The sequence below is a fragment of the Achromobacter sp. 01N37 genome, from assembly GCF_056399725.1.
The window spans coordinates 142,308-168,382 of the sequence record NZ_JBFTRX010000012.1 but is presented as its reverse complement, the minus strand read 5'-3'; the positions used below and the strand labels follow the sequence as shown (position 1 = coordinate 168,382).

24 protein-coding genes are annotated in these 26,075 nt (G+C 65.8%); 13 read left to right on the top strand and 11 right to left on the bottom strand.

Annotated features, from left to right (window positions below; all coding sequences use genetic code 11):
• Nucleotides 1-10 precede the first annotated feature (10 nt).
• Nucleotides 11-487, top strand: a complete 477-nt coding sequence (locus AC1DSJ_RS22810; protein WP_441370527.1) for a 2-amino-4-hydroxy-6-hydroxymethyldihydropteridine diphosphokinase — start codon at nucleotides 11-13, stop codon at nucleotides 485-487.
• A 190-nt stretch (nucleotides 488-677) separates the two neighbouring features.
• On the opposite strand, the gene AC1DSJ_RS22805 is transcribed toward AC1DSJ_RS22810, so the two are convergent.
• The 4 genes from AC1DSJ_RS22805 to AC1DSJ_RS22790 are packed head-to-tail and all read right to left on the bottom strand — an operon-like array spanning nucleotide 678 to nucleotide 4,421.
• Nucleotides 678-1,574: a sugar kinase gene (locus AC1DSJ_RS22805; RefSeq protein ID WP_054420583.1), complete on the bottom strand. Its 897-nt coding sequence runs from the start codon at nucleotides 1,572-1,574 to the stop codon at nucleotides 678-680.
• Nucleotides 1,571-2,404 carry an HpcH/HpaI aldolase/citrate lyase family protein gene (locus AC1DSJ_RS22800; protein ID WP_054420582.1) on the bottom strand — a complete coding sequence of 278 codons (834 nt, stop codon included), beginning with the start codon at nucleotides 2,402-2,404 and terminating at the stop codon, nucleotides 1,571-1,573. Before AC1DSJ_RS22800 ends, AC1DSJ_RS22805 begins: the two co-directional genes overlap by 4 nt.
• A complete protein-coding gene (locus AC1DSJ_RS22795) occupies nucleotides 2,401-3,594 on the bottom strand; it encodes a CaiB/BaiF CoA transferase family protein (protein WP_441370526.1) in 1,194 nt (397 codons plus the stop codon). The genes AC1DSJ_RS22800 and AC1DSJ_RS22795 overlap by 4 nt, the downstream gene beginning before the upstream one ends.
• Nucleotides 3,591-4,421 carry an HTD2 family dehydratase gene (locus tag AC1DSJ_RS22790; protein ID WP_342067582.1) on the bottom strand — a complete coding sequence of 277 codons (831 nt, stop codon included), beginning with the start codon at nucleotides 4,419-4,421 and terminating at the stop codon, nucleotides 3,591-3,593. Before AC1DSJ_RS22790 ends, AC1DSJ_RS22795 begins: the two co-directional genes overlap by 4 nt.
• 150 nt (nucleotides 4,422-4,571) lie before the next feature.
• Here AC1DSJ_RS22790 and AC1DSJ_RS22785 point away from each other — a divergent pair, with 150 nt between their 5' ends.
• On the top strand, nucleotides 4,572-5,465 hold the full coding sequence (locus AC1DSJ_RS22785; RefSeq protein ID WP_054420579.1) for a LysR substrate-binding domain-containing protein: 894 nt from the start codon (nucleotides 4,572-4,574) through the stop codon (nucleotides 5,463-5,465).
• A 40-nt stretch (nucleotides 5,466-5,505) separates the two neighbouring features.
• Here AC1DSJ_RS22785 and paaG read toward each other — a convergent pair whose 3' ends face one another.
• From paaG to AC1DSJ_RS22770, 3 genes are read right to left on the bottom strand one after another with little or no spacing between them, the layout of a single operon-like run.
• Entirely contained in the window at nucleotides 5,506-6,423 is a 918-nt protein-coding gene (gene paaG / locus AC1DSJ_RS22780) for a 2-(1,2-epoxy-1,2-dihydrophenyl)acetyl-CoA isomerase PaaG (protein WP_441370524.1), read from the bottom strand.
• Nucleotides 6,420-7,586 (bottom strand): acyl-CoA dehydrogenase family protein, encoded by a 1,167-nt coding sequence (locus AC1DSJ_RS22775; RefSeq protein ID WP_441370523.1) that lies wholly within the window; start codon nucleotides 7,584-7,586, stop codon nucleotides 6,420-6,422. The genes paaG and AC1DSJ_RS22775 overlap by 4 nt, the downstream gene beginning before the upstream one ends.
• Nucleotides 7,587-7,620: 34 nt before the next feature.
• Entirely contained in the window at nucleotides 7,621-8,811 is a 1,191-nt protein-coding gene (locus tag AC1DSJ_RS22770; RefSeq protein WP_346552217.1) for an acyl-CoA dehydrogenase family protein, read from the bottom strand.
• Between the two features lie 198 nt (nucleotides 8,812-9,009).
• Here AC1DSJ_RS22770 and AC1DSJ_RS22765 point away from each other — a divergent pair, with 198 nt between their 5' ends.
• Genes AC1DSJ_RS22765 through AC1DSJ_RS22745 form a run of 5 tightly spaced genes read left to right on the top strand, consistent with a single transcriptional unit; the run spans nucleotide 9,010 to nucleotide 14,145 of the window.
• Entirely contained in the window at nucleotides 9,010-9,414 is a 405-nt protein-coding gene (locus AC1DSJ_RS22765; RefSeq protein ID WP_054420576.1) for a Zn-ribbon domain-containing OB-fold protein, read from the top strand.
• Nucleotides 9,411-10,583: a thiolase gene (locus tag AC1DSJ_RS22760; RefSeq protein WP_441370522.1), complete on the top strand. Its 1,173-nt coding sequence runs from the start codon at nucleotides 9,411-9,413 to the stop codon at nucleotides 10,581-10,583. The genes AC1DSJ_RS22765 and AC1DSJ_RS22760 overlap by 4 nt, the downstream gene beginning before the upstream one ends.
• 17 nt (nucleotides 10,584-10,600) lie before the next feature.
• Nucleotides 10,601-12,121: a class I adenylate-forming enzyme family protein gene (locus tag AC1DSJ_RS22755; protein ID WP_441370521.1), complete on the top strand. Its 1,521-nt coding sequence runs from the start codon at nucleotides 10,601-10,603 to the stop codon at nucleotides 12,119-12,121.
• 57 nt (nucleotides 12,122-12,178) lie between these two features.
• On the top strand, nucleotides 12,179-13,153 hold the full coding sequence (locus AC1DSJ_RS22750; protein ID WP_441370520.1) for a Bug family tripartite tricarboxylate transporter substrate binding protein: 975 nt from the start codon (nucleotides 12,179-12,181) through the stop codon (nucleotides 13,151-13,153).
• Between the two features lie 29 nt (nucleotides 13,154-13,182).
• Nucleotides 13,183-14,145, top strand: a complete 963-nt coding sequence (locus AC1DSJ_RS22745) for an NAD(P)H-dependent flavin oxidoreductase (RefSeq protein WP_054420572.1) — start codon at nucleotides 13,183-13,185, stop codon at nucleotides 14,143-14,145.
• A 98-nt stretch (nucleotides 14,146-14,243) separates the two neighbouring features.
• Here the strand turns inward: AC1DSJ_RS22745 and AC1DSJ_RS22740 are convergent, their stop codons facing one another.
• Both AC1DSJ_RS22740 and AC1DSJ_RS22735 read right to left on the bottom strand, forming a co-directional pair.
• The gene (locus AC1DSJ_RS22740; RefSeq protein ID WP_476760396.1) at nucleotides 14,244-15,239 is read right to left on the bottom strand and encodes a Bug family tripartite tricarboxylate transporter substrate binding protein; all 996 of its coding nucleotides are present in this window, start codon (nucleotides 15,237-15,239) and stop codon (nucleotides 14,244-14,246) included.
• 262 nt (nucleotides 15,240-15,501) lie between these two features.
• A complete protein-coding gene (locus AC1DSJ_RS22735) occupies nucleotides 15,502-16,401 on the bottom strand; it encodes a LysR family transcriptional regulator (protein WP_054420571.1) in 900 nt (299 codons plus the stop codon).
• Between the two features lie 150 nt (nucleotides 16,402-16,551).
• Between AC1DSJ_RS22735 and AC1DSJ_RS22730 the strand changes: the two genes are divergently transcribed.
• From AC1DSJ_RS22730 to AC1DSJ_RS22720, 3 genes are read left to right on the top strand one after another with little or no spacing between them, the layout of a single operon-like run.
• Entirely contained in the window at nucleotides 16,552-17,466 is a 915-nt protein-coding gene (locus tag AC1DSJ_RS22730) for an SDR family NAD(P)-dependent oxidoreductase (RefSeq protein WP_054420570.1), read from the top strand.
• 7 nt (nucleotides 17,467-17,473) lie between these two features.
• Nucleotides 17,474-18,334 (top strand): MaoC/PaaZ C-terminal domain-containing protein, encoded by an 861-nt coding sequence (locus AC1DSJ_RS22725; RefSeq protein ID WP_054420569.1) that lies wholly within the window; start codon nucleotides 17,474-17,476, stop codon nucleotides 18,332-18,334.
• Nucleotides 18,331-19,566 carry a CaiB/BaiF CoA transferase family protein gene (locus AC1DSJ_RS22720; protein WP_175170762.1) on the top strand — a complete coding sequence of 412 codons (1,236 nt, stop codon included), beginning with the start codon at nucleotides 18,331-18,333 and terminating at the stop codon, nucleotides 19,564-19,566. The genes AC1DSJ_RS22725 and AC1DSJ_RS22720 overlap by 4 nt, the downstream gene beginning before the upstream one ends.
• An 84-nt stretch (nucleotides 19,567-19,650) precedes the next feature.
• Here AC1DSJ_RS22720 and AC1DSJ_RS22715 read toward each other — a convergent pair whose 3' ends face one another.
• Nucleotides 19,651-21,174 (bottom strand): fumarate hydratase, encoded by a 1,524-nt coding sequence (locus AC1DSJ_RS22715; RefSeq protein ID WP_054420567.1) that lies wholly within the window; start codon nucleotides 21,172-21,174, stop codon nucleotides 19,651-19,653.
• A 244-nt stretch (nucleotides 21,175-21,418) separates the two neighbouring features.
• Nucleotides 21,419-22,186 carry a crotonase/enoyl-CoA hydratase family protein gene (locus AC1DSJ_RS22710; protein WP_476760395.1) on the bottom strand — a complete coding sequence of 256 codons (768 nt, stop codon included), beginning with the start codon at nucleotides 22,184-22,186 and terminating at the stop codon, nucleotides 21,419-21,421.
• 314 nt (nucleotides 22,187-22,500) lie between these two features.
• Between AC1DSJ_RS22710 and glyQ the strand changes: the two genes are divergently transcribed.
• The 3 genes from glyQ to gmhB are packed head-to-tail and all read left to right on the top strand — an operon-like array spanning nucleotide 22,501 to nucleotide 26,075.
• Nucleotides 22,501-23,400, top strand: a complete 900-nt coding sequence (gene glyQ, locus AC1DSJ_RS22705) for a glycine--tRNA ligase subunit alpha (RefSeq protein WP_054420565.1) — start codon at nucleotides 22,501-22,503, stop codon at nucleotides 23,398-23,400.
• The gene (glyS, locus tag AC1DSJ_RS22700; RefSeq protein ID WP_054420564.1) at nucleotides 23,401-25,539 is read left to right on the top strand and encodes a glycine--tRNA ligase subunit beta; all 2,139 of its coding nucleotides are present in this window, start codon (nucleotides 23,401-23,403) and stop codon (nucleotides 25,537-25,539) included.
• Nucleotides 25,536-26,075 carry a D-glycero-beta-D-manno-heptose 1,7-bisphosphate 7-phosphatase gene (gmhB, locus tag AC1DSJ_RS22695; RefSeq protein WP_054420563.1) on the top strand — a complete coding sequence of 180 codons (540 nt, stop codon included), beginning with the start codon at nucleotides 25,536-25,538 and terminating at the stop codon, nucleotides 26,073-26,075. Before glyS ends, gmhB begins: the two co-directional genes overlap by 4 nt.

The window sequence follows — 26,075 nt, the reverse complement described above, 5'->3', positions numbered from 1 at the left end:
GCCGCCTGCCATGGTCCGCGCGTATATCGGCCTGGGCGCCAACCTGGGTGATGGCGCGGCCACGCTGCGCCACGTGCTGGCCGAGCTGCAAGCCACGGACGGCATCGCCGCCGTGACGGCATCGCCGTTCTACCGCAGCGCCCCCGTGGAGGCCACCGGCCCCGACTTCGTCAATGCCGTGGCAGCGCTGGATACGCACTTGCCGCCTTTGGCCTTGCTGGACGCGCTGCAAGCGCTGGAAAACCAGCACGGCCGGCAGCGTCCTTATAAGAACGCGCCTCGCACGCTGGACCTGGATCTGTTGCTGTACGGAGATAGGTCGATGGATCACGAACGCCTGATCCTGCCGCATCCGCGCATGCATCAACGGGCGTTTGTGTTGCTGCCGCTAAGCGATCTGGCGCCGGAAATCAGCGTCATGGGACGGCCGGTTTCGGCGTGGATTGCAGAGATCAAAGATCAGGCGATTGAGCGAATTGCGGTTTGAGGGACGCGGGCCGGTATGGGCTTGCAGCATCCTCTGATGGGTGGCGCTTCGCAGGATGCGTGAAGCGCGGCACCGTCTGGACCAAGCATCCCGCACGTTCAAGCATCCCGCACGCTCAAGAATCCCGCACGCTCAAGAATCCCGCACGCTCAAGCATCCCGCACGCGCAACCCATCACACCACCGCAGCGCTACCCCTTCGGCGCGAATGCCATCATCGCCCGTTCCACATCTTCCACCTTCGGCAGCCCGGCTTCATTGCCCAGATGCTGAATCTTGTGCGCCGATGCCGCGCGCGCGAAAGTGAAGTGTTCCGCCCAGGGTTGATCCGGGCGGTTCAGGTAAGACCACACATAGGCGCCGTGGAACACGTCACCCGCCCCCGACGTATCCACAATGCGATGACCCGGCACGTCCAGCGACGGCAGGATATCGACGTGGCCCGTTTCGTCGTACCACAGCATGCCGCGCTCGCCCATCGTGACGGCGCCGATGCGGCAGCCGCGGGCCTTGAGCAGATCCAGCAAGCCTGCGGGCGTCAGGTCCAGCTGTTCGCACATGCGTTCGGCGCAGACGGCGACGTCGATGTAGCGCAGCAGCTCGTCAGTGTTCTCGCGCACGCCGCCGCCATCCAGTGACGTCAGCACCCCCGCCTGCCGGCAAGCGCGCGCATAGTGCAGCGCGGCGTCGGGCTGATGGCCATCCAGATGCAGGGCGCGGTACCCGCTGATATCCAGCCGCGGGAATTCATTCAGGTAGTCCACATCGCGCGCGCGAACAATCGCGCGCTTGCCGTGGTTGGGCATGATGAACGACAGCGACGACCGCCGCACATGCCGCGCGTGCAGCGTCACGCCGTGCGCCGCCGCCATGTCGGAATACATATGCCCCAGCCAGTCGGGCGCCAATGAACAGATCAGATCGGGCGGCGACCCCAGCCGTCCGCACGCAAACGCCGCCGTGACGGCGTTGCCGCCAAAGGACACGGCGTAGTCACGCGCCACGCTTTTTTCGTCGCCGGTGGGCCAGGTGTCGGCCAGCACGGTGACGTCGATATAGGTATGCCCGATAAACAGCGCGTCGCTCATGCGGGGGCCTGCTCGCCCGCTTGGGCCAGCACCAGTCGGGCGCGTGCGATCACGGGCGCATCGACCATCTTGCCGTCCAGCATGAAGGTGCCGGCCGCCGTCTCGCGATGCGCGGCAACGACGCGGCGCGCCCAGTCGAGTTCTTCCCGCGCCGGCACGAAGGCCGCGTGGATCACCGGAACCTGCGCCGGGTGGATGCACAGCATGCCGCCAAACCCCATCTGCTGAGCGCGGCTGGCCGCCTGCGCCAGCCCGGCCACGTCTTGCACGCCCGGAAACACGCCGTCCAGCGCGGGCGCAAGGCCCGCCGAACGGCTATGCAGCAAGACCTGCACCCGCGCATGGTCCAGCACCGTATCGGCGCCGGGCGTGTCGGGCGTCAGGCCCATGTCCAAGCCGTAGTCCAGGCTGCCGAACGCCAGCCGCGCCACGCCGGGCGTGGCGGCGACCTCGGCCGCGTTGAGCAGGCCGCGCGCGGTTTCAATGATGGGAATCACCGGCAGACCGGTCTGCGCCACATGCCGCACCTGGGCCAGGCTTTCGGCCTTGGGCAACAAGATGCCGGCCACGCCGGGCCGGCCACGGCACGCTTTCAGATCGTCGTCGTGCCAGGAGGTTGATGCGTCGTTGATGCGCACCCACAAACGGGCCTCGCGATGCGTCCCCAGGAAGTCGCAAAGCGATTCCCGGGCAGACGCCTTGGCCAGATGTTCGACGGCGTCTTCGAGATCGACGATGACGGTGTCGGCGCCAGCCGCCAGCGCTTTGGGGATGCGCTCGGCGCGCGAGGCCGGCACGAACAGGGCGCTACGAACGACGGGATGGGTCACACGACCTCCGAATCATGGAACTGCGCCACTTGTTCTGGCGCGTATCCCAGCGATGCTAGCACCGCATCCGTGTTTTGGCCCACGGCAGGCACGGCGGCCATGCGCGGCGTAAAGGCGTTGCTGCTGGCGGGCGGCAGCAGCGCGGGCAGCACGCCGGCGGGGCTGTCCACCTGGCTCCAGCGGGCGCGCGCCTGCAACTGCGGGTGCGCCCAGACGCCTGCCATATCGTTGACGCGGGCGTTGGCAATTTGCGCATCTTCCAGCCGTTGCGTGACCTGGTCGATGGACAAGTCGGCAAACGCCGCCACGATCAGATCGCGCAAGGCGCCGCGGTTGGCGGTGCGCTGCGAATTCGAGATAAAGCGCGGGTCTTCGGCAAGCGAGGCCTGGCGCAGCACCTGGGCGCAGAACACGCGCCATTCGCGTTCATTCTGCAGGCCCAGCATGATGGTCAAGCCGTCGCCCACCGGGAACGGGCCATAGGGGTAGATGGAGGCGTGCGCCGCGCCTGCGCGCACGGGGGGCTTTGCGCCTTCGAACGCGTAGTACATGGGAAAACCCATCCACTCGACCATGCTTTCCAGCATGGACACGTCCAGCCGGCTGCCCAGCCCAGTTTTCTGGCGCAGCAGCAGCGCGTTCAGAATGGCCGAATACGCATACATGCCCGCCGCGATATCGGCGATGGAACACCCGGCCTTGACCGGGTCGTCCTGCGTACCGGTGACCGACAGAAAGCCGCTTTCGCTCTGGATGAGCAGGTCGTAGGCCTTCTTGTCCTGATACGGGCCGCCTTCGCCATAGCCCGAGATATCACACACGATCAGGCGCGGGAATTTCTTGTGCAGGGCGTCAAACGACAGGCCCAGCCGGGCCGCTGCGCCCGGCGCCAGGTTTTGCACCAGCACGTCGGCCGATTCCAGCAGACGGTCCATGATGCCACCGGCCTCGTCGCGCTTCAGGTCCAGTGTCAGGCTTTCCTTGGACCGGTTGGTCCAGACGAAGTGCGACGACAAGCCGCGCACGCGCTCGTCGTAGCCGCGCGCGAAATCGCCGCTGCCGGGGCGTTCGATCTTGATGACGCGGGCGCCCATATCCGCCAGCTGGCGGGTGCAGAACGGCGCGGCGATGGCGTGTTCCAGGCTGACGACGGTGATGCCGTCCAAGGGGCGGGATGCCTGTGTGCTCATTCGGTAAACCTCAGTTCAGCTTGGTGGGCCAGCGTGCCGTCCTGCTCGGCCCACAGCTGGGCCAGGCCCGGCTCGGTCAAGCGGCCGGCTACCTGGAAGGGCGTGGGCGAAATCAGCGGGCGCAGGCCACGGTAGGCCAGATGCGTCAGGCGCGCCTTGGGATGGGCACGCGTAAAGGCGGCGACCATTTCCGTGGCGATCAACGGGCCATGCACAACCAGGCCGGGATAGCCCTCGGTGCCCGTCACGTAGGGGTGGTCGTAATGAATGCGATGGCCGTTGAAGGTCACCGCGGAATAACGGAACAGCAGAATGGAAGACGGGTTGACGGTGTCGCGCCATTGCGCCTCGGGGGCCGGTTCGCTGCCTGCGAGCTTGGGCGGCGACGGCTGGCGGTACACGATGTCCTGCTCTTCCTGGATGACGATTTCGCCCGCCTGGTGGTATTCGTGGCGCACGGTGACAAACAGCAAGGCGCCCGTGCGGCCCGTTTTTTCCTTGACGTCGGCAACGGTGGACACGCGCTCGGCCGGCACACCCACCTTCAGCGGCTGGCGGAACTCAACCCGGCCGCCCGCCCACATGCGGTTGCGGTCCTGGGCGGGCGGCAGGAAACCGCCGCGCGAGGGGTGCCCATCTGTCCCCAAGCCATCCATGCCCACCGTGCTGATGAAAAACGCCCATTGCCACAGCGGCGGCAAGGCTTCTCCCTGCGCGGGCGCGGCCCCGCCCAGGGTGGCGGCGATACGCGCGGCATGGCCGGGGTCCATGGCGTCCGCCTTGCGTTCGCCGCTGCCGATCCAGGCTGCCGGATCTGTAGAAGTCATGCCATATCCTTTGGTGGGGTTTTCTCAAGGATGAAGAATGCCCGCAAGCCGTCCCCGTTGTGAATTCGTTTTTCCTCAAGGCGGGGTTTGCGGCGCCTGAATCGACAGCCCACGCCCAGTCCCGGCGCCGCGCGCCGTAAACTACACCCCATGCACTTCGACCTTGCCGACCTTCGCCTGTTCATCCACATCGCCGAATCCCCCAGCCTGACCCAGGCGGCCAAGCGGGCGCATCTGTCCCTGGCCGCGGTCAGCGTGCGGATCAAGGCGCTGGAGAACCAGCTCAATTCCCGGCTGCTGTACCGCGACAGCCGCGGCGTGGAAATCACGCCCGCCGGCCAGAAGCTGCTACAGCATGCCCGCGTGATCATGCGCCAGGTCGACCACCTGAAGCATGACTTCCAGGAGCAATCAGATGGCGACGCCGGGCATATCCGGATCTTCGCCAACACCACGGCCGTGACCGAATTCATGCCGGACATCCTGGCGCAATTCCTGGCGGGCCACCCGGGCGTGACGGTGGACTTGCAGGAACGCCTGACGCGCGACATCGTGCGCGGCGTGCTGGACGGCACGACCGACCTGGGCATCGTGGCAGGCCCCGTGGACGCGCCCGAACTGCAAGCCATCCACTTCAGCACCGACCGGCTGGTGCTGGTCGTGCCCAATGGCCACCCGCTGCAAGACCAGGACAAGGTCAAGCTGATCGACGCGGTGCGCTACCCGTTCATCACCATGCACGAAGGCTCAACGCTCGTCGCCTTCCTGCGCGACCAGCTGGAACGCAACGGCCAGCGCCTGCCGCAGCGCATCCAGCTCTATAGCTTCGATTCCATCTGCCGGATGGTGCAGGCGGGCGTGGGCGTAGGGGTCATTCCTGATTCCGCTGCCCGCCGTTACGGCGCCGACACCAAGTTGCGAGTGGTGGAACTGGATGAACCCTGGGTGGTACGCGAACGCAAGCTGCTGGTGCGCGACATTGACGCCCTGCCCGGCTGCGCGCGCGAACTCATCGAACAGATCCAGGTTCCGCACGCGCCGTGATGCACGGTAGGTTGGGTGATGTCCGGCATCACGTCCGGGCTCACTTCCCGCTGAAGGCCGGCGGCCGTTTTTCGGCAAACGCGCGCATGCCCTCCAGGTAATCGTCGGTGTAGCCCAGCTCGCGCTGCAAGCGGCATTCCATATCGAACTGCTGCGCCAGCGTGTTGCCGCTGGACGCATGCAGCGCGGCTTTCGTCGCAGCGTATGCCCGCGTTGGCCCCGCCGCCAGGGTTGCCGTCACATCAGACAGTGTGGCGGCAAGCGCATCGTCAGGCACCACGCGCCAGATCAGGCCCCAGGATTCCGCTTGCGTGGCGGTCACCGCTTCGCCAAACAGCGCCGCCCCCATCGCGCGGGCCGACCCCACCAGACGCGGCAGGAACCACGTGCCGCCTGCATCCGGCAGCAAGCCGATCTTGCTGAAGGCCTGAATGAAGCGCGCGGACTGCACGGCAAATACAACATCGCAAGCCAGCACCAGACTCGCGCCCGCACCCGCCGCGACGCCATTCATCACGCACACCACCGGCACCGGCAAAGCGCGCAGTCGTGTGATCAAGGGCCGATAACATGCCTCAAGAATCTGGCTCAGGTCGCGCCGCGAGCCATCTTCGGCAGGTTTGCGTTCGCTTAAGTCCTGGCCAGCGCAAAAGCCACGGCCGGCGCCGGTGATGACCAGGCCGCGCAAGTCCGCATCGGCTTCCATGACATCCATTGCGCGCGCCAATTCGGCGTGCATGACTTCGGTGAAGCTGTTCAGGCGATCAGGCCGATTGAGCGTGATGACGCCGACGCCACGGTCCAGCGTGAATTGAATCTGAGTGTAGTCGCCGGGGTTGCCGACTTTGTTGCCGACTTTGTTGCCGACTTTGTTGCCGACGTTGTTGTCGGCTTTGTTGCCGGCTTTGTTGCCGGCTTTGTTGTCAACCGCTGCCGCGCGGGAAGGTTGTGCGCTCATGCCCATTCCTTTTCAGTGGCGGATTTCTTTTCAGTGGCGGATTCCTTTGCAGCGGCCAGTTGCTCAAGCACCGCCAGCTGTTCGGCAGTGTCGCCCAACAGTTGATCGATCACCGTCAGCCGCTTGAAGTAGTCGCCCACATCCAGCTCGTCCGTCATGCCCATGCCGCCATGCAGCTGCACCGCCATCTGCGCCACAAGGCGCCCGGCGCGCGCCGCTTCCAGCTTGGCCGACGCAATCATGCGGCGGCGCTCCGCCAGGTCCGGCTCGGTCAACGCCGCCACCGCCACATAGGCCATGGACAGGGCCAGTTCCTTCGCCACCAACATCTCGGCCAAACGATGCTGCAACGCCTGGAACGTCGCCAGCGGCTGGCCGAACTGCTTGCGCGTTTTGAGATAGTCGACGGTGATTTCCAACAGGCGGTCCATCGCGCCCGCCGCATGCGCGCACAAAGCCGCCGTACCCCATTGCAACGCCTGCGCCAGCGCCTGATCGGCAGCCGGCCCTTCCGCCAGCAAGGCATCCGCAGGCAAGCCGACCGCATCCAGATCCAGCCGCGCACAGCGCGCGCCGTCCAACGTGGGCGTGTCGGTGACGCGTACGCCCGCCGAGTCTGCGGGCACCGCCAGCAACAGCGTCTGGCCGTCTGCGCCCTTCGCGCTGACCAGCCACGCCGTGGCGGCGGCGCCATGCCACACCAGATGTTTGACGCCGTCCACGCGCCAGCCCTCAGCCGTTTTGGCGGCGCGGCAATCTTGCGGGTCGGTGTCGTAGCGCCGGCCGGGTTCCTGATACGCCACGCTGACGATGGACTCGCCCGACGCAATGCCGGGCAACCAGCGCGTGCGCACCGCGTCATCGCAGGCATCCAGCAAGGCTGCGCCCATCACGGCGCTGGGGATGACCGGCTCGGACACCAGCCCGCGCCCCAGCTCCACGTGCACCGGCAGCAGGCTGGCCGGCACTTCGCCAAAGCCGCCAAAATCCTGCGAAATGGTCAGGCCCAGCACGCCAAGCTCCGCCAGCGCGCCCCATGCCTTGGGGTCAAGCCGGCCAGCTGCCTGACGGGCGCGGCGCTGGGGATAGGTCCATGCCTGGTCCACCAGGCGGCGCAGGCTGTCGGCCAGCATGCGCTGTTCTTCGGTATAGATGAAATCCATGCGTCTCTTCCTGTCGGGTTGCGCGTCAGCCGGCCTACAGGCCCAGCACCAGGCGGGCGATGATGCCCTTCTGCACTTCGGTCGTGCCGCCGTAGATCGAGGTCTTGCGCATATCGGCGTAACCCGCGCCGGCCGCGGCGGCCATCTCTGGCCCCGGCCCGTGGCCGTCGTTGTCCGCTTCCAGCCAATCGGGGTCGTAAGGCCAGGCATCCGGCCCCGCCACTTCCATTTGCAGCATGGCCAGATCCTGCTGAATCTCGGAGCCGCGTATCTTCAGCACCGACGCTTCCGGCCCCGGCGTGCCGTCATTGCTGGACGCCACGCGCAACAGCAGCATTTCCAGCGCCATGATGTCCACTTCGATGCGCGAGATGCGGTCGCGGATACGGTTGTCGGCCAGCAGCGGCAAGCCGCGCGAACGCGCGCGCGCAGCCATGTCCTTCAAAATGCCCAGCTCGCGATGGCAATGGCCCAAGCCGGCGATGCCCGTGCGCTCGTGGCCCAGCAGATACTTGGCGTACGTCCAGCCCTGGTTCTCTTCGCCCACCAGGTTCGACACCGGCACCCGCACGTTTTCCAGCCAGACCTCGTTCACATCATGGCCGCCGTCCAGCGTGCGGATGGGGCGCACCGTCACGCCCGGCGAGCGCATGTCCAGCAACAGCATCGAGATGCCGCGCTGCGCGCGCGCGTCGGGGTCGGTGCGGACCAGGCAGAACATCCAATCGGCGTACTGCGCCAGCGTGGTCCAGGTTTTCTGGCCGTTGACGATGTAGTCATCGCCCTCGCGCACGGCGCGCGTTTTCAGCGACGCCAGATCAGACCCGGAACCCGGCTCGGAATAGCCCTGGCACCACCAGTCTTCCACGCGCAGCATGCGCGGCAACAGGCGGGCCTGCTGTTCGGCGCTGCCGTACTTCATCAGCACCGGGCCGATCATGGACAAGCCGAAGGGCAGCAGACGCGGCGCACCGGCCTTGAAGCATTCCACTTCGAAGATCAGGCGCTGCAACGCGTTCCAACCCGTGCCGCCGTGTTCGACGGGCCAGTTGGGCGCGCCCCAACCCTGATCCGCCAGGATGTTGTGCCAGCGCACATAGTCGTTGCGCTCCAGCCGCTGATGCCGCAGCACCTTGTCGCGAATATCGTCCGGCAGCTTCGAGATGGCGAACGCGCGCACCTCGTCGCGGAATTGGCGCTCTTCGGGCGTCCAGGTCAGGTTCATGGTCTACCTCCTTTGCCCGGTATCTAGCCATGGCCGGTGCAACCGGACAATCTGCCTCTTCCGAAGACCGGCTTCGCGCAGGATGTAGGGCGCCGCCACTACAGGCGCGCAAAAGGCCTGCTTCAGCAATGAAGAATGGCCGAACGCGGCGGCTGTGCCGACACTAGCAAGCGTCATCCACTGGAATCCCCTCCCACCATGACTGTTTCCGATCCCAAGGAAAGCGGGTTGCAAGGCGTCGAGGCGCAGTACCGCCAGGCGCTCGATCAAGGCCGCTTTCTTATCCAGCATTGCAACGGCTGCGACCGCGCCGTGTTCTACCCCCGCATGATCTGCCCGCATTGCGGCGCAGACAAACTCGATTGGGCCACGCCCGACGGACGCGGCACCGTTTATTCCACCACCGTCGTGCGGCGCAAGCCCGAAGCCGGTGGCGACTACAACGTAGCGCTGATCGACCTGCAAGAAGGCGTGCGGCTGATGAGCCGCGTGGAAGGCGTGGCACCCGGCGACGTACACATCGGCATGGCGGTGCGCGCCCAGGTCGCGCAACAGGATGGCCACGGCCTGGTGATCTTCGTACCCAACAAGGAGGCGGCATGACGCTTAATGATCTACGCGGCGCCGTCGCCGTGGCCGGTGTGGGCCACGCTGGCCTGGGGCAAGCCACGGGCTACACCGAAATGGAAATCCTGGTGCAGGCGGCGCAGCGCGCCGTGGCCGACGCCGGGCTGACGATGCGCGACATCGACGGCATCTGCACCGCCAGCGTGGCGGCGCCGATGTGGGCGATGCCGGTCATCGAACACCTGGGCATCCGCCCCACCTTCATCGACAGCACCATGCTGGGCGGCTCCAGCTTCGTTGCGCACCTGATGCCGGCGCTGCATGCGCTGGCCTCCGGCCAGTGCAACGCCGTGCTGGTCTGCTATGGCAGCACGCAGCGCACGTCCACGCTGAGCCGCGCCGAAGTCGGCCGCGTCCGCAAGCAGTTCGACCCCCAACCCTACGAAGCGCCCTACGACCCGCTGAGCCCGTTGTCGTCTTATGCCCTGGCGGCCGCGCGCCACATGCACCAGTACGGCACGCGCCGCGAACATCTGGCGCAGGTGGCGCTGGCGGCCAACCAGTGGGCGCAGCTGAACCCCGAGGCGCAACTGCGCGAACCCGCCACCTTGGACCAGATTTTGTCCGCCCGCATGGTGTCAGACCCCTTGAGCGTGCGCGACTGCTGCCTGGTCACCGACGGCGCGGGCGCCTACGTGCTGGTGCGCGCCGACCGTGCGCGCGACCTGCCGCGTCCGCCCGTCTACGTGCTGGGCAACGCCACCGCCGTCTGGAACCGGCAGATCTCTTCAATGGAAGACCTGACGGTGACCGCCGCCGCCGAATCCGGCAAGCGCGCCTTTGCCATGGCGGGGGTAACGCCCAAAGACATCGACGTCGTCGAGCTCTACGACGCCTTCACCATCAACACGCTGCTGTTCCTGGAAGACCTGGGCTTCTGCGCCAAAGGAGAAAGCAAAGACTTCATTGCGGACGGCGCCATTGCCCCGGGCGGCAGGCTGCCCGTCAACACCAATGGCGGCGGCTTGTGCTGCGTGCATCCCGGCATGTACGGCGTCTTCATCATGATCGAAGCCGTCAGGCAGCTACGCGGTGAAGGTGGCGCGCGCCAGGTCGCCAACGCCCAGCTTGCGCTGGTGCACGGCAATGGCGGCACGCTGTCCAGCCAATCCACCGCCATCCTCGGCACCCAAGCCACGCTTTGATTTAACCGGCGACTCCGATGTCTCACGCAGAACCCATCACCCGTATCCATCACGTGCTGGCGCAGCAAGCGCGCCAGCAGCCCGACGCCATCTGCCTGTACGAAGAAGGTGGCGGCACGCTGACGTACGCGCAGCTGTGGCAGCGCGTTCAAGCCGTGGCGGGCTGGTTGCGCGATCAAGGCGTGCAGCCCGGCCATCGTGTGCTGATGGTGGGGGAAAACTGCGCGGCGATGGTGGCGGCGCTGTTCGGATGCGGCGTCGTGGGAGCGTGGCCGGTGGGCGTGAACGCCCGCTTGTCCGCCCGCGAGGTCGACAACATCCGCCAGCATGCGCAGCCCGAGCTGCTGCTCTACACCACCGGCATCTCGGCGGCAGCGGTTGATCATGCCAGGGCCGCTGATGCAGCGGATGCGGACCCGGCCGTCTGGGGGCCTGGCGTACAGGCCGCGCGCGCCAGCACGCCAACCCCAGCGGAAACCGGCGCGCAGGCCGCGGAAGTCGCCACCGTCATCTACACGTCCGGCACCACGGGCGCACCCAAGGGCGTGCTGGTGCCGCATCGCGGCCTGCTGCATTTTGCGCGCGTGTCGGCGGCATCGCGCCGCCTGACGCCGCACGACATCGGCTACGCGGCGCTGCCCATGTCGCACATCTTCGGCATCGCCACCGTGTTGATGGCCACCGTGCATGCGGGCGCCAGCCTGGTGCTGCGCAGCCGCTTCGACGCCGACGACGCCTTCAACGCGTTGGCGCATCCCGGCGTCAGCATCCTGCAAGGCGTGCCCACCATGTTCAGCCGCATGATGGCGGTAGCCCCGCCCCGCGCAGAGCTGCGCGCCCCTGCCCTGCGCTACGTGTACACGGGCGGCGCGGCGCTTGACCCGACGCTCAAGCGCGACGCCGAACGCTACTTTGGCGTGCCCATGCATCACGGCTACGGCATCACCGAATACGCGGGGTCGATGTTCATCACCAACATCGACGCGCCGCGCGACGACTGCTCGGCGGGCTATGCGGTGGACGGCGTCGAACTGCGCATCGGCAGCCCCGACGCGGGCGCCCCCACGCCCGGCGAACGCGGCGACATCCTGATCCGCGGCCCCGGCGTCATGCTGGGCTACTACCGCAACCCCGAACAAACCGCCGACGCGCTGCTGCCCGGCGGCTGGCTCAACACCGGTGATATCGGCTATGTCGATGGCAGCGGCGCGTTGTTCATCGCGGGCCGCACCAAGGACTTGATCATCCGCTCGGGCTTCAACGTGTATCCCATCGAAGTCGAGTCGGTCATCAACGCCTACCCGGGCGTGCGGCTGTCGGCCGTGGTGGGGCGCAACACCGCTGACCAGAATGAAGAAGTCATCGCGTTTGTCGAGCCGCTGCCCGGCGCCACGATCGACACCAACCTGCTGGGCTTGCATCTGCGCGCGCAGCTGGCGCCGTACAAGCGCCCCGCTCGCATCATCCCCATTGACACGATTCCCACGACCGTCAGCGGCAAGATCCTGAAGCAGCCGTTGAAAGAAAGGCTGGCGTAGGCGCGGACTCGCTGTTCCGCTCCACGACCTGCCCCCTACCCCCAAGGAGACAACAGCGTGAACATCAAGACCCTATTCGCTACGGCCGCCGCCGTGGCGGCTTGCGCACTTGCGGCCCCCGCAAGCGCGGACGCCTACCCCGAACGCCCCATCCGCCTGCTGGTGGGCTACGCCCCCGGCGGCCCCGTGGACACCACGGCGCGCGTGTTCGCCAAGTACCTGGGCGACAAGCTCGGCCAGCCCGTCGTGGTGGAAAACCGTGCGGGTGCAAGCGGCATGATCGCCTCGGACGCCACCGCCAAGGCCACGCCCGACGGCTACATGCTGGGCTTTGCCGCCAGCCCCACATTGACCATGTCGCCGCTGGTTCAACGCAGCACGCTGTTCGATCCGCGCCGCGATTTCTCGTTGATCGGGCTGGTCGTCGACTACGCCAACGTGCTGCTGATCGGCCCGCAGATTCCCGCCAAGAATGTGGGCGAGCTCGTCAACTACGCGCGTTCGCATCCCGATGCCGTGTCGTTCGGCTCCGCCGGCATCGGCGCGTCCAACCACCTGTCTGCCGAACTCTTGAAGAAGCAGGCCGACGCTTCCATGCTGCACGTGCCGTACCGCGGCAACTCGCCCGCGATGATGGACGTGATCAGCGGCAAGGTGACGTTCATGTTCGACATCACCAGCACCGCCATCCCCTTCATCAAAAGCGGCAAGGCGCGCGCGCTGGCCGTCACGTCCAAGACCCGCAACCCGGAACTGCCCGACGTGCCCACGATGATGGAAGCCGGCATGAATGACTACGAAGTGGTCGGCTGGTACGCGCTGGTCGGGCCGAAAAAGCTGCCTGACGCCGTCTCCGCACGGCTCACGCGGGCGCTGGCCGACGTGTCCAAAGACCCCGCCTTCCGGCAAGCCATGACCGAAGGCGGCTACACCATCAACACGGGCGATTCCCAGGCGCTGCAATCCCGCATCGACCGCGAATACGCCCTGTGGTCTGACGTTATCCAAAGCGCCAACATCCAGGCCAACTGACCCCCGCTGACCCTTACCGGAGCCCCCTGATGCATCCTCCGCTTGCGCTACACGCCCAGACCCGCCTGCCCATCATCGGCGCCCCCATGTTTTTGGTCTCCGGGCCAGAGCTGGTCGTGGCGCAGTGCGCAGCGGGGATCATCGGCACCTTTCCTTCCCTGAATGCCCGCCCGCAAGAGCAGCTGCAAGACTGGATCACCCGCATCGAAGACGGGCTGGCGGCCAAGCGGCGCGCCGATCCGTCGGCCAAGGTTGCGCCGTATGGCGTGAACCTGATCATTCATCCCAGCAACCCGCGCTGGCAGGGTGACCTGGCCATCTGCGCGGAACGGCGCGTGCCGCTCATCATCACGTCACTGCACGCACCCGAAGCGGTGGTGCGCGCGGTGCACCCCTATGGCGGGCTGGTCTATCACGACGTCACGAACGTGCGGCACGCCAAGCGCGCGCTGGAAGCGGGCGTCGATGGCCTGATCCTGGTTGCCGCGGGCGCGGGGGGCCACGCGGGCCAGATCAATCCGATTGCGCTCGTCAATGAAATCCGCGCGTTCTACGACGGCCCGCTGGCGCTGTCGGGCTGCATCAGCCACGGCAAAGACATCCTGGCCGCCCAAGTGCTGGGCTGCGACTTCGCCTACATGGGCACCCGCTTCATCGCCACGCAAGAATCGCTGGCGGGCGAGGCGTATCGCGAAATGGTGCTGCAAGCGCAAGCGGCCGATGTCACCTACACGCCCTACTTCTCGGGCGTGCCCGCGAATTATCTGTCGGCCAGCATCCAGGCCGCCGGACTGGACCCGCTGGTGTTGGCCAAAAACGGCGAAGCGCCGCCCGCCAACATGGACAAGAACGCGCGGCCGAAAGCCTGGAAGGATGTCTGGAGCGCCGGCCAGGGTGTGGGCGCAGCGCAAGAGATCCTGCCGATCGCGACGCTGGTGGATCAGTTGGAATTGGAATATCGCAACGCGCGCAAAGCAGTGATGGGGGCTTGATCACCACAAGGCGGTGATGGGAGCTTGATCACCACAAGGCGATGATGGCAGCTTGATCACCGCCTTGCGGTGAGGGGACTTGATTCCCCTTCCCGCCCCTACTCCAGCTTGATGTTCGCCGTCTTGATCAGGTCGCGCCACTTCAYGATTTCATCGCGCACGAATTCGCCGAACTGCTCGGGCGTTCCTGGTTTCGGCTCGGCGCCCGCCGCGATCATGCCCTTGGCCGTGGCGGGGTCTGACAGCACCTTTACCATGTCGGCGTTCATGCGTTTCACGATGTCGGGCGGGGTGCCCTTGGGCGCCATCACGCCGCTCCAGGAATAGGCTTCGTAGCCCGGCAAGCCGGACTCGGCGATAGTCGGCACATCGGGCAGCATGCTGGAACGCGTGGGGTTGCCCACGCCCAGCGCACGCACCTTGCCGCCCTTCAAGTGCGGCACCGCAGACGGGCCATCCGCGAACATCACTTGCACCTGCCCCCCCAACAAGTCCTGCATGGCGGGAGCGCTGCCGCGATATGGCACGTGCTGGATGCGTATGCCGGCCATGGCGTTGAAGAGTTCGCCCGCCAGGTGCGTGCCGCCGCCCGTGCCCGACGAGCTGAACGACAGCTTGCCGGGGTTCTGCTTGGCGTAGGCGATCAGTTCGCTCACCGTGTTCACGGGCAGTGACGCATTCACCACCAGCACGATGGGGAACACCGCCGCCATGCCCACCGGCACGAAGTCGGTGGTGATGTCGTACGTCAGATTGGTGCGCAGGCTGGGCAGCACCGCATGGTGAATGGACGCGAAGAAAAAGTTATAGCCATCGGGTTCGGCCTTGGCCGCGAACTGCGCGCCGACGATGCCGCCCGCGCCCGACTTGTTATCCACAACAGTGGGCACCGACCACAGCTGGCCCAGCGGCTGCGTGGTGAAGCGCGCGGTGGTGTCCACCGGGCCGCCCGCGGGAAAGGGAACGATGAACGTGACGGCGTGGCCCGGCCAGGTGGCGGCGCGGGCGGCCTTGGGGAACAGCACAGGCAAAGCAGCGGCGGCGCAGGCGGCGCCCAGCCCCGCGACGACGCGGCGGCGTTGAGGATCGATCACAGCAGTCTCCTGATTCTTGGTCTTGTTCACGGTCAAGCGTTCAGAACTGCTGCCCGCCGCTCTTATTGGCTAGCGTGTGTTTGCTAACTCTTTTTTATTATTTTCCGAGCGCCCGGATTCGCCGCTACATATTTTCAAAAGCCCCTCTTTCGCAGCGCCCCTGGGTTCGCTGACCGAACAGGATTTTCCCTATGGCGATGCGCGGATACGACATCCGGCGCACGCCAAAAGGACGATGGCAAGTTAGGACAACGTCCCGATGCTATTGCCCGCGCGCCGCGCGCTGCACGTGTTCGATGAAGCACTCGGCAAAGCTCGGCAGGTCGCGGCCGCGTTGCCGGCACAGCAGGCGGTCACGCAAGGCCCAGGGGTCGTCCAGCTTCAGCACATGCAAGGCGTTGGGACGGCTGTAGCGGGCGGCGCACGCGCGTGGCACCACGGCAATGCCGGCGCCCGCTTCAACCATGCGGCACACCGCTTCAAAGCTGCCGACGTGCACGCGCTGGCAGATGCGCTTGCCCAGACCGCTGGCAATATCTTCCAGAAAGGTCTGGATAGCGCTGTCGGGATGGATGCCCACAAACTGGTAGGCGTCGACCAGGTCTGCAAAGTGCGCCGACTGTGACGCGGCCAGCGGATGATCCAGCGCCGTCACCACCGTGAGTTCGTCGCGGAACAGCGGCGTGACGTCCAGGCCTTCGACGTCGATGTTGCCCGCCACCAGGCCAAGGTCTCCCGCCCCCGCACGGATGGCAATGACGATGTCGCCCGAAATTTTCTCTTCAAGCTCGACGTCCACGTCAGGGTTTTCCGCAAGAAACGTGGACAGCGCATCGGCCAGGAACGAGTTCGTGGCGGTGGTGTTGGCCAGCAATCTCAAGCGTCCCTTTAACCCGCTGGCATAGGGTTGCAGATCGGCGTTCAGGCATTCCAGCTGCCGGAAGACGGCATTGGCGTGCTTGAGCAGCACCTCGCCCGCGGGCGTCAGCGCCACGCCTGTAGCCAGCCGCACCAGCAGGCGCGCCTTGAAGGCTTCTTCCATGTGCTTGACCCGGGCGCTTGCCGCCGGCAAGGACAGGAACGTGCGTTCCGCCGCCCGGGTCAGGTTGAGTGTTTCGCCCACGTTCAGAAACAAACGCAGGTCCGTCAAATCATGTCTCATGTTCCACCACGCAGAAGGGGGGCATTTCTAATTTTGAATTCTTCGAATGCCGGGTCGAATCTACCATGGTGTTTTCCCGTGAACCAGACCGGTTGATGCGGAACTGTTTTCCACAAACGGCGCACGCGCCGCAGCAAAGGAGTCGATTCAATGAGCGGCATGGTTTCCGGAAAGGTAGTGGTCGTCACGGGCGCGGGCGGCGGCATCGGGCGCAGCATTGCGCTGGCGATGGCGCAGGCGGGCGCCAAGGTGGTCGTGAACGATATCGGCGTATCGCTCACTGGTGAAGGCGGCGCCGAAGGGCCTGCGCAAGCGGTTGTGAAAGAGATTATTTCGGCGGGTGGCCAGGCCGTGGCCAACACCGATAGCGTGGCGGCGTATGACAGCGCCAGCCGCGTGGTGCAGACCGCGATCGACGCGTTCGGCCGAATTGACGCCGTCATCAACAACGCGGGAAATTTGCGCGACCGGGTTTTCCACAAGATGAGCGAAGAGGAATGGCGTCAGGTGATTGACGTGCATCTGAACGGCTCGTTCTACATGAGCCGCGCAGCCGCGCCCTATTTCCGCGAGCAGGAATCGGGCGCCTTCGTGCACATGACGTCCACCTCCGGCCTGATCGGCAACTTCGGCCAAGCGAATTACGCCGCCGCCAAACTGGGCATCGTGGCGCTGTCCAAATCCATCGCGCTCGACATGGCGCGCTACCACGTGCGCTCGAATTGCATCGCCCCCTTTGCGTGGAGCCGCATGACGAGTTCCATCCCCGCCGAAACAGACGAAGAAAAGGCGCGCGTCGAAAAGCTGAAGAAGATGGAAGCGGGCAAGGTCGCACCGATGGCGGTGTATCTGGCCAGCGACGCGGCCAGCGAGATCACCGCGCAGATCTTCGCCGTGCGCGCCAACGAAATCATGCTGATGAGCCAGCCGCGGCCGCTGCGCACGGTGCACAACAGCGAAGGCTGGACGCCGGAACGTATCGCCGAGATCGCCGTGCCCGCCATGCGCAAGCACTTCTATGCGCTGGAGCGTTCGCCAGACGTCATCGACTGGGACCCCATCTGAGACCGCCATGCCGCTGGATTACGCAACCGTGAAGGATTGGCGCTTTGACGAGGTCCGTCAGCGCTACGAGCAGAAAGACACCATGCTGTACGCGCTGGGCATCGGCCTGGGGCAAGACCCCGAAGACGCCAGCCAGTTGCGCTACGTCTACGAAAAGGACTTGCAGGCCTTTCCCACGATGAGCGTGGTGCTGGGCTACCCGGGCTTCTGGGTGCGCGAGCCGCGCGCGGGAATCGACTGGGTGAAGGTGGTGCATGGCGAGCAACGGCTGACAGTGCATGCGCCGTTGCCGGCATCCGGCATGGTCACCGGCCGCAGCCGCAACACGCATGTGATCGACAAGGGCGCAGACAAAGGCGCCATCGTCATCACCGAGCGCACGCTGCATGGCGAAGACGGCACGCATCTGGCCACCTTGCAGCAAAGCACCTTCTGCCGGGGCGACGGCGGTTTCGGGCAAGGCGACGCCAGCCCCGAACCGTTGCCCGCCGCGCCGGATAGCGCGCCGGACCTGCGTTGCGAGTTGCGCATTCCGCCCAGCGCGGCGCTGCTCTACCGCTTGAACGCCGACCGCAATCCGCTGCACGCCGACCCCGACGTCGCAAAGCAAGCGGGTTATCCCCGGCCCATTCTGCATGGGCTGTGTTCGTATGGCGTGGCGGCGCACGCCATCGTGAAAAGCTGCTGCGATTACGACGCGTCGCGGCTGACCAGTTTGAACACGCGCTTCTCGGCGCCGGTGTACCCCGGCGAGACGCTGCAATGCGATATCTGGCGCATGCCGGATGGGCAGATCCGCTTTCGGGCGCGAGCGCGCGAACGCGACATCGTGGTCATGAGCCACGGCACCGCGACGGTGCAATCATGACGCGGCCGCCCGCGCTCGATGGCATCCGCGTGCTGGATTTGTCACGCATCCTGGCCGGCCCCTGGTGCACGCAAAACCTGGCCGACCTGGGCGCCGACGTCATCAAGATCGAACGCCCGCGCGTGGGAGACGACACGCGCGCCTGGGGGCCGCCTTACTTGAAGGATGGCGACGGCCAGGACACCAGCGAATCCGCCTACTACCTCAGCGCCAACCGCAACAAGCGTTCGGTGGAAGCCGACATGGCCACGCCCGAAGGGGCGGCGCTGATCCGCGAACTGGCGGCCGTCAGCGACATCCTGGTTGAGAACTTCAAGGTGGGCGGGCTGGCCAAGTACGGGCTGGACTACGACAGCCTGAAAGAAATCAATCCGCGCCTGATCTATTGCTCGGTCACCGGCTTCGGGCAAGACGGGCCCTTCGCGCAACGCCCCGGGTACGACTTCATGATCCAGGGCATGGGCGGGCTGATGAGCATCACCGGCGAACGCGATGATCTGCCCGGCGGCGGCCCGCAGAAGGCGGGCGTGGCGGTTACCGACATCGTCACCGGCATGTACGCCACCGTCGCCATCCTGGCCGCGCTGCAAGAGCGCCATCGCAGCGGGCTGGGCCAGCATCTGGACATTGCCTTGCTGGATTGCCACGTGGCGCTGCTGGCCAACCAGAACTCGAACTATTTCAACTCGGGCGTGGCGCCCACGCGCGCGGGCAACGCGCATCAGAACGTGGTGCCGTATCAGGTGTTCGCGGCCAGCGACGGCCATCTGATCGTGGCGACGGGCAACGAATCGCAATACCGCGCGTATTGCCGCGCCATCGGTGTGCCAGAGCTGGGCGACGACCCGCGCTTTTGCACTAACCGGCTGCGCGTCACGAACCGCGAATTGTTGATTGGCATGTTGACGGCCATCATGCAGGAAGGCCGGCGCGACGACTGGATCGCCAAGCTGGAAGCGGTGGGCGTGCCTTGCGGCCCGATCAACAACATCGCACAGGCGTTTGCGCATCCGCAGTCGGAAGCACGGCAGCTGCGCCGCGATCTGCCGCATCCGTCAGGCAGCACGGCACCCGTCACGGCCAGCCCGTTGCGGTTCTCGGGGTCGCCCGTGGTGTACCGGCGCGCGCCGCCGCTGCTGGGCGAACATACGGACGAAGTGTTGCGGGACGTGCTGGGGAAATCGGCCGAGGCCATTGCCACATTCAAGACCAAGACCTTGGGCGGCGCCTGACGCGTTGTCGTTATCGTTATCGTTATCGCCATCCCAAAAAAAACGGCCGCTGAATCGTCAGCGGCCGTTTTTCTGTGAGGGGGCTTACGCCACCGCGACCGGAATCTTCCCGATCTTGGCTTGCCATTCCTTGGGGCCGGTCGTGTGGACGGACGTGCCTTGGGCGTCAACCGCCACGGTCACCGGCATGTCCTTCACGTCGAACTCATAGATGGCTTCCATGCCCAGGTCGGCAAAGCCCAGCACCTTGGCGCCACGGATGGCCTTGGACACCAGGTACGCTGCACCGCCCACGGCCATCAGGTAGGCCGAGCCGTGCTTCTTGATGGCTTCGATGGCCACGGGGCCGCGTTCCGACTTGCCGATCATGGAGATCAGACCGGTCTTCTCCAGCATCATGTCGGTGAATTTGTCCATGCGCGTGGCGGTGGTCGGGCCTGCGGGGCCGACCACTTCGTCGCCCACCGGGTCCACCGGGCCCACGTAATAGATCACGCGGTTGGTGAAGTCCACGGGCAGCGGCTCGCCCTTGGCCAGCATGTCCTGGATGCGCTTGTGCGCGGCGTCGCGGCCGGTCAGCATCTTGCCCGACAGCAGCAGGGTCTCGCCCGGCTTCCAGCTGGCGACTTCTTCCTTCGTCAGCGTGTTCAGGTCCACCTGCTTGGACTTGTTGTAGTCGGGCGCCCAGTGCACTTCCGGCCATTCGGACAGCGACGGCGGGTCCAGGCGCGCCGGGCCCGTGCCGTCCAGCTCGAAGTGGGCGTGACGCGTCGCGGCGCAGTTCGGGATCATCGCCACGGGCTTGGAGGCCGCGTGCGTCGGGAAGGTGCTGATCTTGACGTCCAGCACGGTCGTCAGGCCGCCCAGGCCCTGCGCGCCRATRCCCAGCGCGTTGACCTTTTCGTAGAGCTCGATGCGCAGCTCTTCCAGCTTGTTCTGCGGGCCGCGGGCCAGCAGTTCGTACATGTCGATGTCTTCCATCAACGACTGCTTGGCCATCAGCATGGCTTTTTCAGCGGTGCCGCCGACGCCAATGCCGAGCATGCCCGGGGGGCACCAGCCGGCGCCCATCGTCGGGACGGTCTTCAGCACCCAGTCCACCAGCGAATCGCTGGGGTTCAGCATGGCGAACTTGGACTTRTTTTCCGAACCGCCGCCCTTGGAAGCGATTTGCACATCGACCTTGTCACCCTGGACAAGCTCGACGTGCAGGATACAGGGCGTGTTGTCGCGCGTGTTCTTGCGCGCGAACAGCGGGTCGTCCAGCACCGAGGCGCGCAGCGGATTATCCGGGTTCAGGTAACCACGGCGCACGCCTTCGTCACAGAGCTCTTGCAGGGTGCGCTTGGTGTCAAAGCGCACGCTCATGCCGATCTTCAGGAAGACGTTGACGATGCCGGTGTCCTGGCACAGCGGACGCTTGCCTTCGGCGCACATGCGGGAATTGGTCAGGATCTGCGCCATCGCGTCACGCGCGGCCGGGCTTTCCTCGCGCTCGTAGGCGCGCGCCAGGTGGCGGATGTAATCCACGGGGTGGTAATAGCTGATGAACTGAATGCCATCGGCTATCGACTGGATGAAGTCTTCTTCTTTAATGATGACGGACATGGCGATTTGCGGGTCTAGATGGAAAACATGAAAACGCGGCTGGCACTAACGGCCAACCGCAGTGGAAAAGAAGTATTTTTGCCGCCGGGCCGCCCCAAGGCAAAAAACGCCCCCTCGGGGGGCAGCAAGCGAGCGTAGCGAGTGCGGCGTGGGGGCCATTTTTGCCGCCGGGCCGCCCCAAGGCAAAAAACGCCCCCTCGGGGGGCAGCAAGCGAGCATAGCGAGTGCGGCGTGGGGGCTCACATCACTTGCCTTGCCAGACCGGCTTGCGCTTTTCAGCGAAAGCGGTCGCGCCTTCCTTGGCGTCGGCGGACGAGAAAATGTGGGCGATCAGCGGGCGCTGGCGGTCGAACATGCCTTCCTGCTCCCAGTCACCCGATTGCGACACGATGCTCTTGGCGGTCTGCACGGCCAGCGGGCCGTTTTCGACAATGGCGCGCGCCAGTTCCAGCGCGCCGGCCAGTGCGCCGCCCGGCTCGGTCAGGCGGTTGACCAGGCCAAACGAATAGGCGCGTTCGGCGGTCAGCATTTCGCCGGTCAGAATCACTTCCATGGCGATGTGGTACGGCAGGCGGCGCGGCAGGCGCAGCATGCCGCCAGCGCCGGCCACCAGGCCACGCTTGACTTCGGGCAGGCCGAACTTGGCGTTATTGGCGGCCACGATCAGGTCAGAGGCCAGCGCCATTTCGCAGCCACCGGCCAACGCATAGCCTTCCACGGCGGCGATCAGCGRCTTCTTGGGCGGGCGTTCGTTCAGGCCGGCGAAACCACGGCCTTCCACGTAGGGGCGCTGCCCGGATTTGGCAAACGCCTTCAAGTCCATGCCCGACGAGAACGTGCCGCCGCCACCGGTCAGGATGCCGATACGGATATCGTCGCGGCTGTCCAGCTGGTCCAGCGCGGCGGCCATGGCCTGCGCGGTTTCCAGGTTGATGGCGTTCTTGGCTTCGGGGCGGTTGATCGTGATGATCTGGATGCCGTCGGTGACTTCCACCGTGATCAGGTCTGACATTGGGACTGCTCCTTCCGGGAATTCTCGGAATCGGGTTCCGGGTTTTATATAAGACTTGGGACGTAACCTGGAATCATACGACCATTGGTTTCCAGGCGCAGCCGAGGTCTGCCGAAGCGTCCGCCAGCGGCACACCCGCAGCGCCGCAGCCGGCCGCCCGGCAAGGCCCCGACGCCTTCCGAACGATGCCCAAAAGACGTAGATGTAACCGTCCATCGGCCATGGGGAAACAGGACCGGCCCGGGCCAGTTAAAATGCCGGGTTTCCCACGCCCATGGCAGGCCTTGCCCGGGCGACCGAATTCCAAGAATCCTATGCTCACCTTTCAGCAAATCATCCTTACGCTCCAGGAATACTGGGACAAGCAGGGTTGCGCCCTGCTGCAACCCTACGACATGGAAGTCGGCGCCGGCACCTCGCACACGGCCACGTTCCTGCGCGCGATCGGCCCGGAGCCGTGGCGCGCCGCCTACGTGCAGCCGTCGCGCCGCCCCAAGGATGGCCGCTACGGCGAAAACCCCAACCGCCTGCAGCACTATTACCAGTACCAGGTGGTGCTGAAGCCGGCGCCCCCGGACATTCTGGACCTGTACATCGGTTCGCTGAAGGCGCTGGGCATTGACCCCACCCAACACGACATCCGCTTCGTCGAAGACGACTGGGAAAACCCCACGCTCGGCGCCTGGGGCCTGGGCTGGGAAGTCTGGCTGAACGGCATGGAAGTCACGCAGTTCACCTACTTCCAGCAAGTGGGCGGCCTGGATTGCACGCCGACCACGGGTGAAATCACCTACGGTCTGGAGCGTCTGGCCATGTATCTGCAGGACGTGCAAAGCGTGTACGACCTGGTCTGGACCGAAGGCGCCAACGGCAACCGCGTGCTGTATCGCGACGTGTTCCACCAGAACGAGGTTGAGCAATCGACCTACAACTTCGAGCACTCGTCGGCCGACATGCTGTTCGCGCACTTCAATGACTACGAAGCCGAAGCGAAGCGCCTGATGGAAGTGCCGCTGGCGCTGCCGGCCTACGAGGCCGCGCTGAAAGCCGCGCACACGTTCAACATGCTGGACGCGCGTGGCGCCATCAGCGTCACCGAGCGCGCCGCCTACATTGGCCGCATCCGCAACCTGTCGCGCGCTGTTGCGCAGGCTTATTTCGATTCCCGCGAACGACTGGGCTTTCCCATGCTGCGCCGCGGGGAGGCTGCATAAATGACGACGAACATCCGCCCGCTGCTGGTCGAACTGCTGACCGAAGAACTCCCGCCCAAGGCCCTGCAAAAGCTGGGCCAGGCCTATGCCGAAGGCGTGCGCGCCACGCTGGAACGCCACGGCCTCTTGGCCGAAGGCTGCGCGGTCACCGCGTATTCCACGCCGCGCCGTCTGGCCGTGCACCTGTCCGCCGTACTGGCGCAGGCGCCCGACCAGCCCTACGCTGAAAAGCTGATGCCCGCCAAGATCGGCCTGACCGAAGACGGCAAAGCCACGCCGGCGCTGCAAAAGAAGCTGGCCGCCAAGGGCCTGGAAAATATTGATCTGGCCACGCTGGACCGCGAATCCGATGGCAAGCAGGACTACCTGGTCGCGCGCGGCACCGCCCCCGGCGCGTCGTTGGCCGCCGGCTTGCAGGAAGGCATCGACACAGCGTTGAACAGCCTGCCGATTCCGAAGGTCATGCGCTACCAATTGGCTGACGGCGTCACCACCGTCAAGTTCGTGCGTCCGGCGCACGGCCTGGTCGCGCTGTTTGGCGCCGACGTGGTGCCGGTGTCGGCGCTGGGCATGCAAGCGGGCCGCGACACCCTTGGCCACCGCTTCATGAGCACGGGCCCGGTGTCGTTCGCCGACGCCGATTCCTACGCCGCCACCCTGGCAGAAAAGGGCCGCGTCGTGGCGTCCTTCGAAGGCCGCCGCGACGACATCCAGCGCCAGTTGCTGGACCACGCCGGCCGCCTGTCGGCCACGCTGGGCGACGACCCCGAAGTGGCCGCGCTGCTGGACGAAGTGACCGCACTGGTCGAACACCCCACCGTCTATGTGGGCGAGTTTGAAGAACAATTCCTGCAAGTGCCGCAAGAATGTCTGATCCTGACCATGCGGCTGAATCAGAAGTACTTCCCGCTGTTCGACCCGGCCACCGGCCGCCTGACGCACCGCTTCCTGATCGTGAGCAACATGCACACGGACAAGCCGGTGAACATCGTCGAAGGCAACCAGCGCGTGGTGCGCCCGCGCTTGGCGGACGCCCAGTTCTTCTTCGAAACCGACCGCAAGACGCCGCTGGCCGCGCGTGTCGAGCAACTGGGTTCCATCGTGTATCACAACAAGCTGGGCACCCAGCTTGAACGCGTTGAACGCGTGCGCGCCATCGCGCGCGGCGTGGCCGGCCAGCTGGGCGGTGACGTCGCCGCCGCAGACCGCGCCGCCATGTTGGCCAAGGCCGACCTGGGTTCGAACATGGTGGGCGAATTCCCCGAGCTGCAAGGCATCATGGGCGCCTACTACGCCGCGGGCGACGGCGAACCCGCCAGCGTCGTCGAGGCGCTGCGCACGCAGTACCGCAACCGCTACGACGCGCCCGTCACCCAAGACACGCTGACGGCCGCCACGCTCTTCATCGCCGAACGCGTGGAAACGCTGGTCGGCATCTGGGCCATTGGTCTGGCGCCCACGGGCGAACGCGACCCCTTCGGCCTGCGCCGCGCCGCGCTGGGCCTGATCAGCGCGTTCGAACAACTGGCCGCAGGCGGCTGGCTGAAGATCAGCGAAGACGGCCCGCTGTCCCTGAACGGGCTGCTGGAACTGGCCGCGGGCACCTTCCCCGCCGGCAAGATTCCCGCCGACACGCTGGCTGAAGTTCGCACCTTCATCTACGAACGCTATCGCAACCAGCTCATCAACGACTTCGACCGCAACGCGGTGGAAGCCGTGATTGCGCTGACGCCGCCGCTGCACCAAGTGGCCGAGCGCGTGCGCGCCGCCGCCGCGTTTGCGCAGCTGCCCGAGGCCGCGAGCCTGGCCGCCGCCAACAAGCGCATCGGGAATCTGCTGAAGAAGGCAGAAGGCGAGATCGGTGCGGTGAATGACGCCGCGCTGGTCGAGCCCGCCGAACGCGCGCTGGCCGCCGCCGTGGCCGCGCTGCGTCCGCAGGCCGAAGCGCAACTGGCCGCAGGCGACTTCGCCGGCAGCCTGTCCACGCTGGCTCAGGCCCGCGAGCCTGTAGACGCCTTCTTTGCCGACGTCATGGTCATGGCCGAAGACCCGGCCGTGCGCGCCAACCGCCTGGCTCTGTTGAGCCAGCTGCATGGCCTGATGAACCAGGTGGCCGACATTTCCAGGCTGGCACAGTGAAACTGATCATCCTTGACCGCGACGGCGTCATCAATCAGGACAGCGATGCGTTCGTCAAGAATCCCGACGAGTGGATTGCCCTGCCGGGCAGCCTGCACGCCATCGCCCGGCTGACGCAGGCCGACTGGAAAGTGGTGGTTGCCACCAACCAGTCCGGCCTGGCGCGCGGCCTGTTCGATATGGACACGCTGACCGCCATCCACACCAAGATGCGGCGCGAGCTCGCTGCTGCGGGCGGCGCGATTGACGCCGTGTTCCTGTGCCCGCACGGGCCGGACGACAACTGCACCTGCCGCAAACCGCGTCCGGGTCTGTTCGAACAGATCGGCCACCGCTACGACATCCATCTGGCTGGCGTGCCGGCCGTGGGCGATTCACTGCGCGACTTGCAGGCGTCGTCGGCCGTGGGCTGCTCGCCGTGGCTGGTGCAAACCGGCAATGGCAAGAAGACGCTGGCCAAGGGCGGCTTGCCCGAGAACACGCGCGTGTGTGAAGACCTGTCGGCCGTGGTCGACCTTCTGCTTCAGGACAACTGA

Bases quoted from the DNA above. Each gene is read 5' to 3' on its own strand.
- AC1DSJ_RS22810 (WP_441370527.1), top strand. From the start codon at position 11: ATGGTCCGCGCGTATATCGGCCTGGGCGCCAACCTGGGTGATGGCGCG.
- AC1DSJ_RS22805 (WP_054420583.1), bottom strand. From the start codon at position 1,574: ATGAGCGACGCGCTGTTTATCGGGCATACCTATATCGACGTCACCGTG.
- AC1DSJ_RS22795 (WP_441370526.1), bottom strand. From the start codon at position 3,594: ATGAGCACACAGGCATCCCGCCCCTTGGACGGCATCACCGTCGTCAGC.
- AC1DSJ_RS22790 (WP_342067582.1), bottom strand. From the start codon at position 4,421: ATGACTTCTACAGATCCGGCAGCCTGGATCGGCAGCGGCGAACGCAAG.
- AC1DSJ_RS22785 (WP_054420579.1), top strand. From the start codon at position 4,572: ATGCACTTCGACCTTGCCGACCTTCGCCTGTTCATCCACATCGCCGAA.
- paaG (WP_441370524.1), bottom strand. From the start codon at position 6,423: ATGAGCGCACAACCTTCCCGCGCGGCAGCGGTTGACAACAAAGCCGGC.
- AC1DSJ_RS22775 (WP_441370523.1), bottom strand. From the start codon at position 7,586: ATGGATTTCATCTATACCGAAGAACAGCGCATGCTGGCCGACAGCCTG.
- AC1DSJ_RS22770 (WP_346552217.1), bottom strand. From the start codon at position 8,811: ATGAACCTGACCTGGACGCCCGAAGAGCGCCAATTCCGCGACGAGGTG.
- AC1DSJ_RS22765 (WP_054420576.1), top strand. From the start codon at position 9,010: ATGACTGTTTCCGATCCCAAGGAAAGCGGGTTGCAAGGCGTCGAGGCG.
- AC1DSJ_RS22760 (WP_441370522.1), top strand. From the start codon at position 9,411: ATGACGCTTAATGATCTACGCGGCGCCGTCGCCGTGGCCGGTGTGGGC.
- AC1DSJ_RS22755 (WP_441370521.1), top strand. From the start codon at position 10,601: ATGTCTCACGCAGAACCCATCACCCGTATCCATCACGTGCTGGCGCAG.
- AC1DSJ_RS22745 (WP_054420572.1), top strand. From the start codon at position 13,183: ATGCATCCTCCGCTTGCGCTACACGCCCAGACCCGCCTGCCCATCATC.
- AC1DSJ_RS22735 (WP_054420571.1), bottom strand. From the start codon at position 16,401: ATGAGACATGATTTGACGGACCTGCGTTTGTTTCTGAACGTGGGCGAA.
- AC1DSJ_RS22730 (WP_054420570.1), top strand. From the start codon at position 16,552: ATGAGCGGCATGGTTTCCGGAAAGGTAGTGGTCGTCACGGGCGCGGGC.
- AC1DSJ_RS22725 (WP_054420569.1), top strand. From the start codon at position 17,474: ATGCCGCTGGATTACGCAACCGTGAAGGATTGGCGCTTTGACGAGGTC.
- AC1DSJ_RS22720 (WP_175170762.1), top strand. From the start codon at position 18,331: ATGACGCGGCCGCCCGCGCTCGATGGCATCCGCGTGCTGGATTTGTCA.
- glyQ (WP_054420565.1), top strand. From the start codon at position 22,501: ATGCTCACCTTTCAGCAAATCATCCTTACGCTCCAGGAATACTGGGAC.
- glyS (WP_054420564.1), top strand. From the start codon at position 23,401: ATGACGACGAACATCCGCCCGCTGCTGGTCGAACTGCTGACCGAAGAA.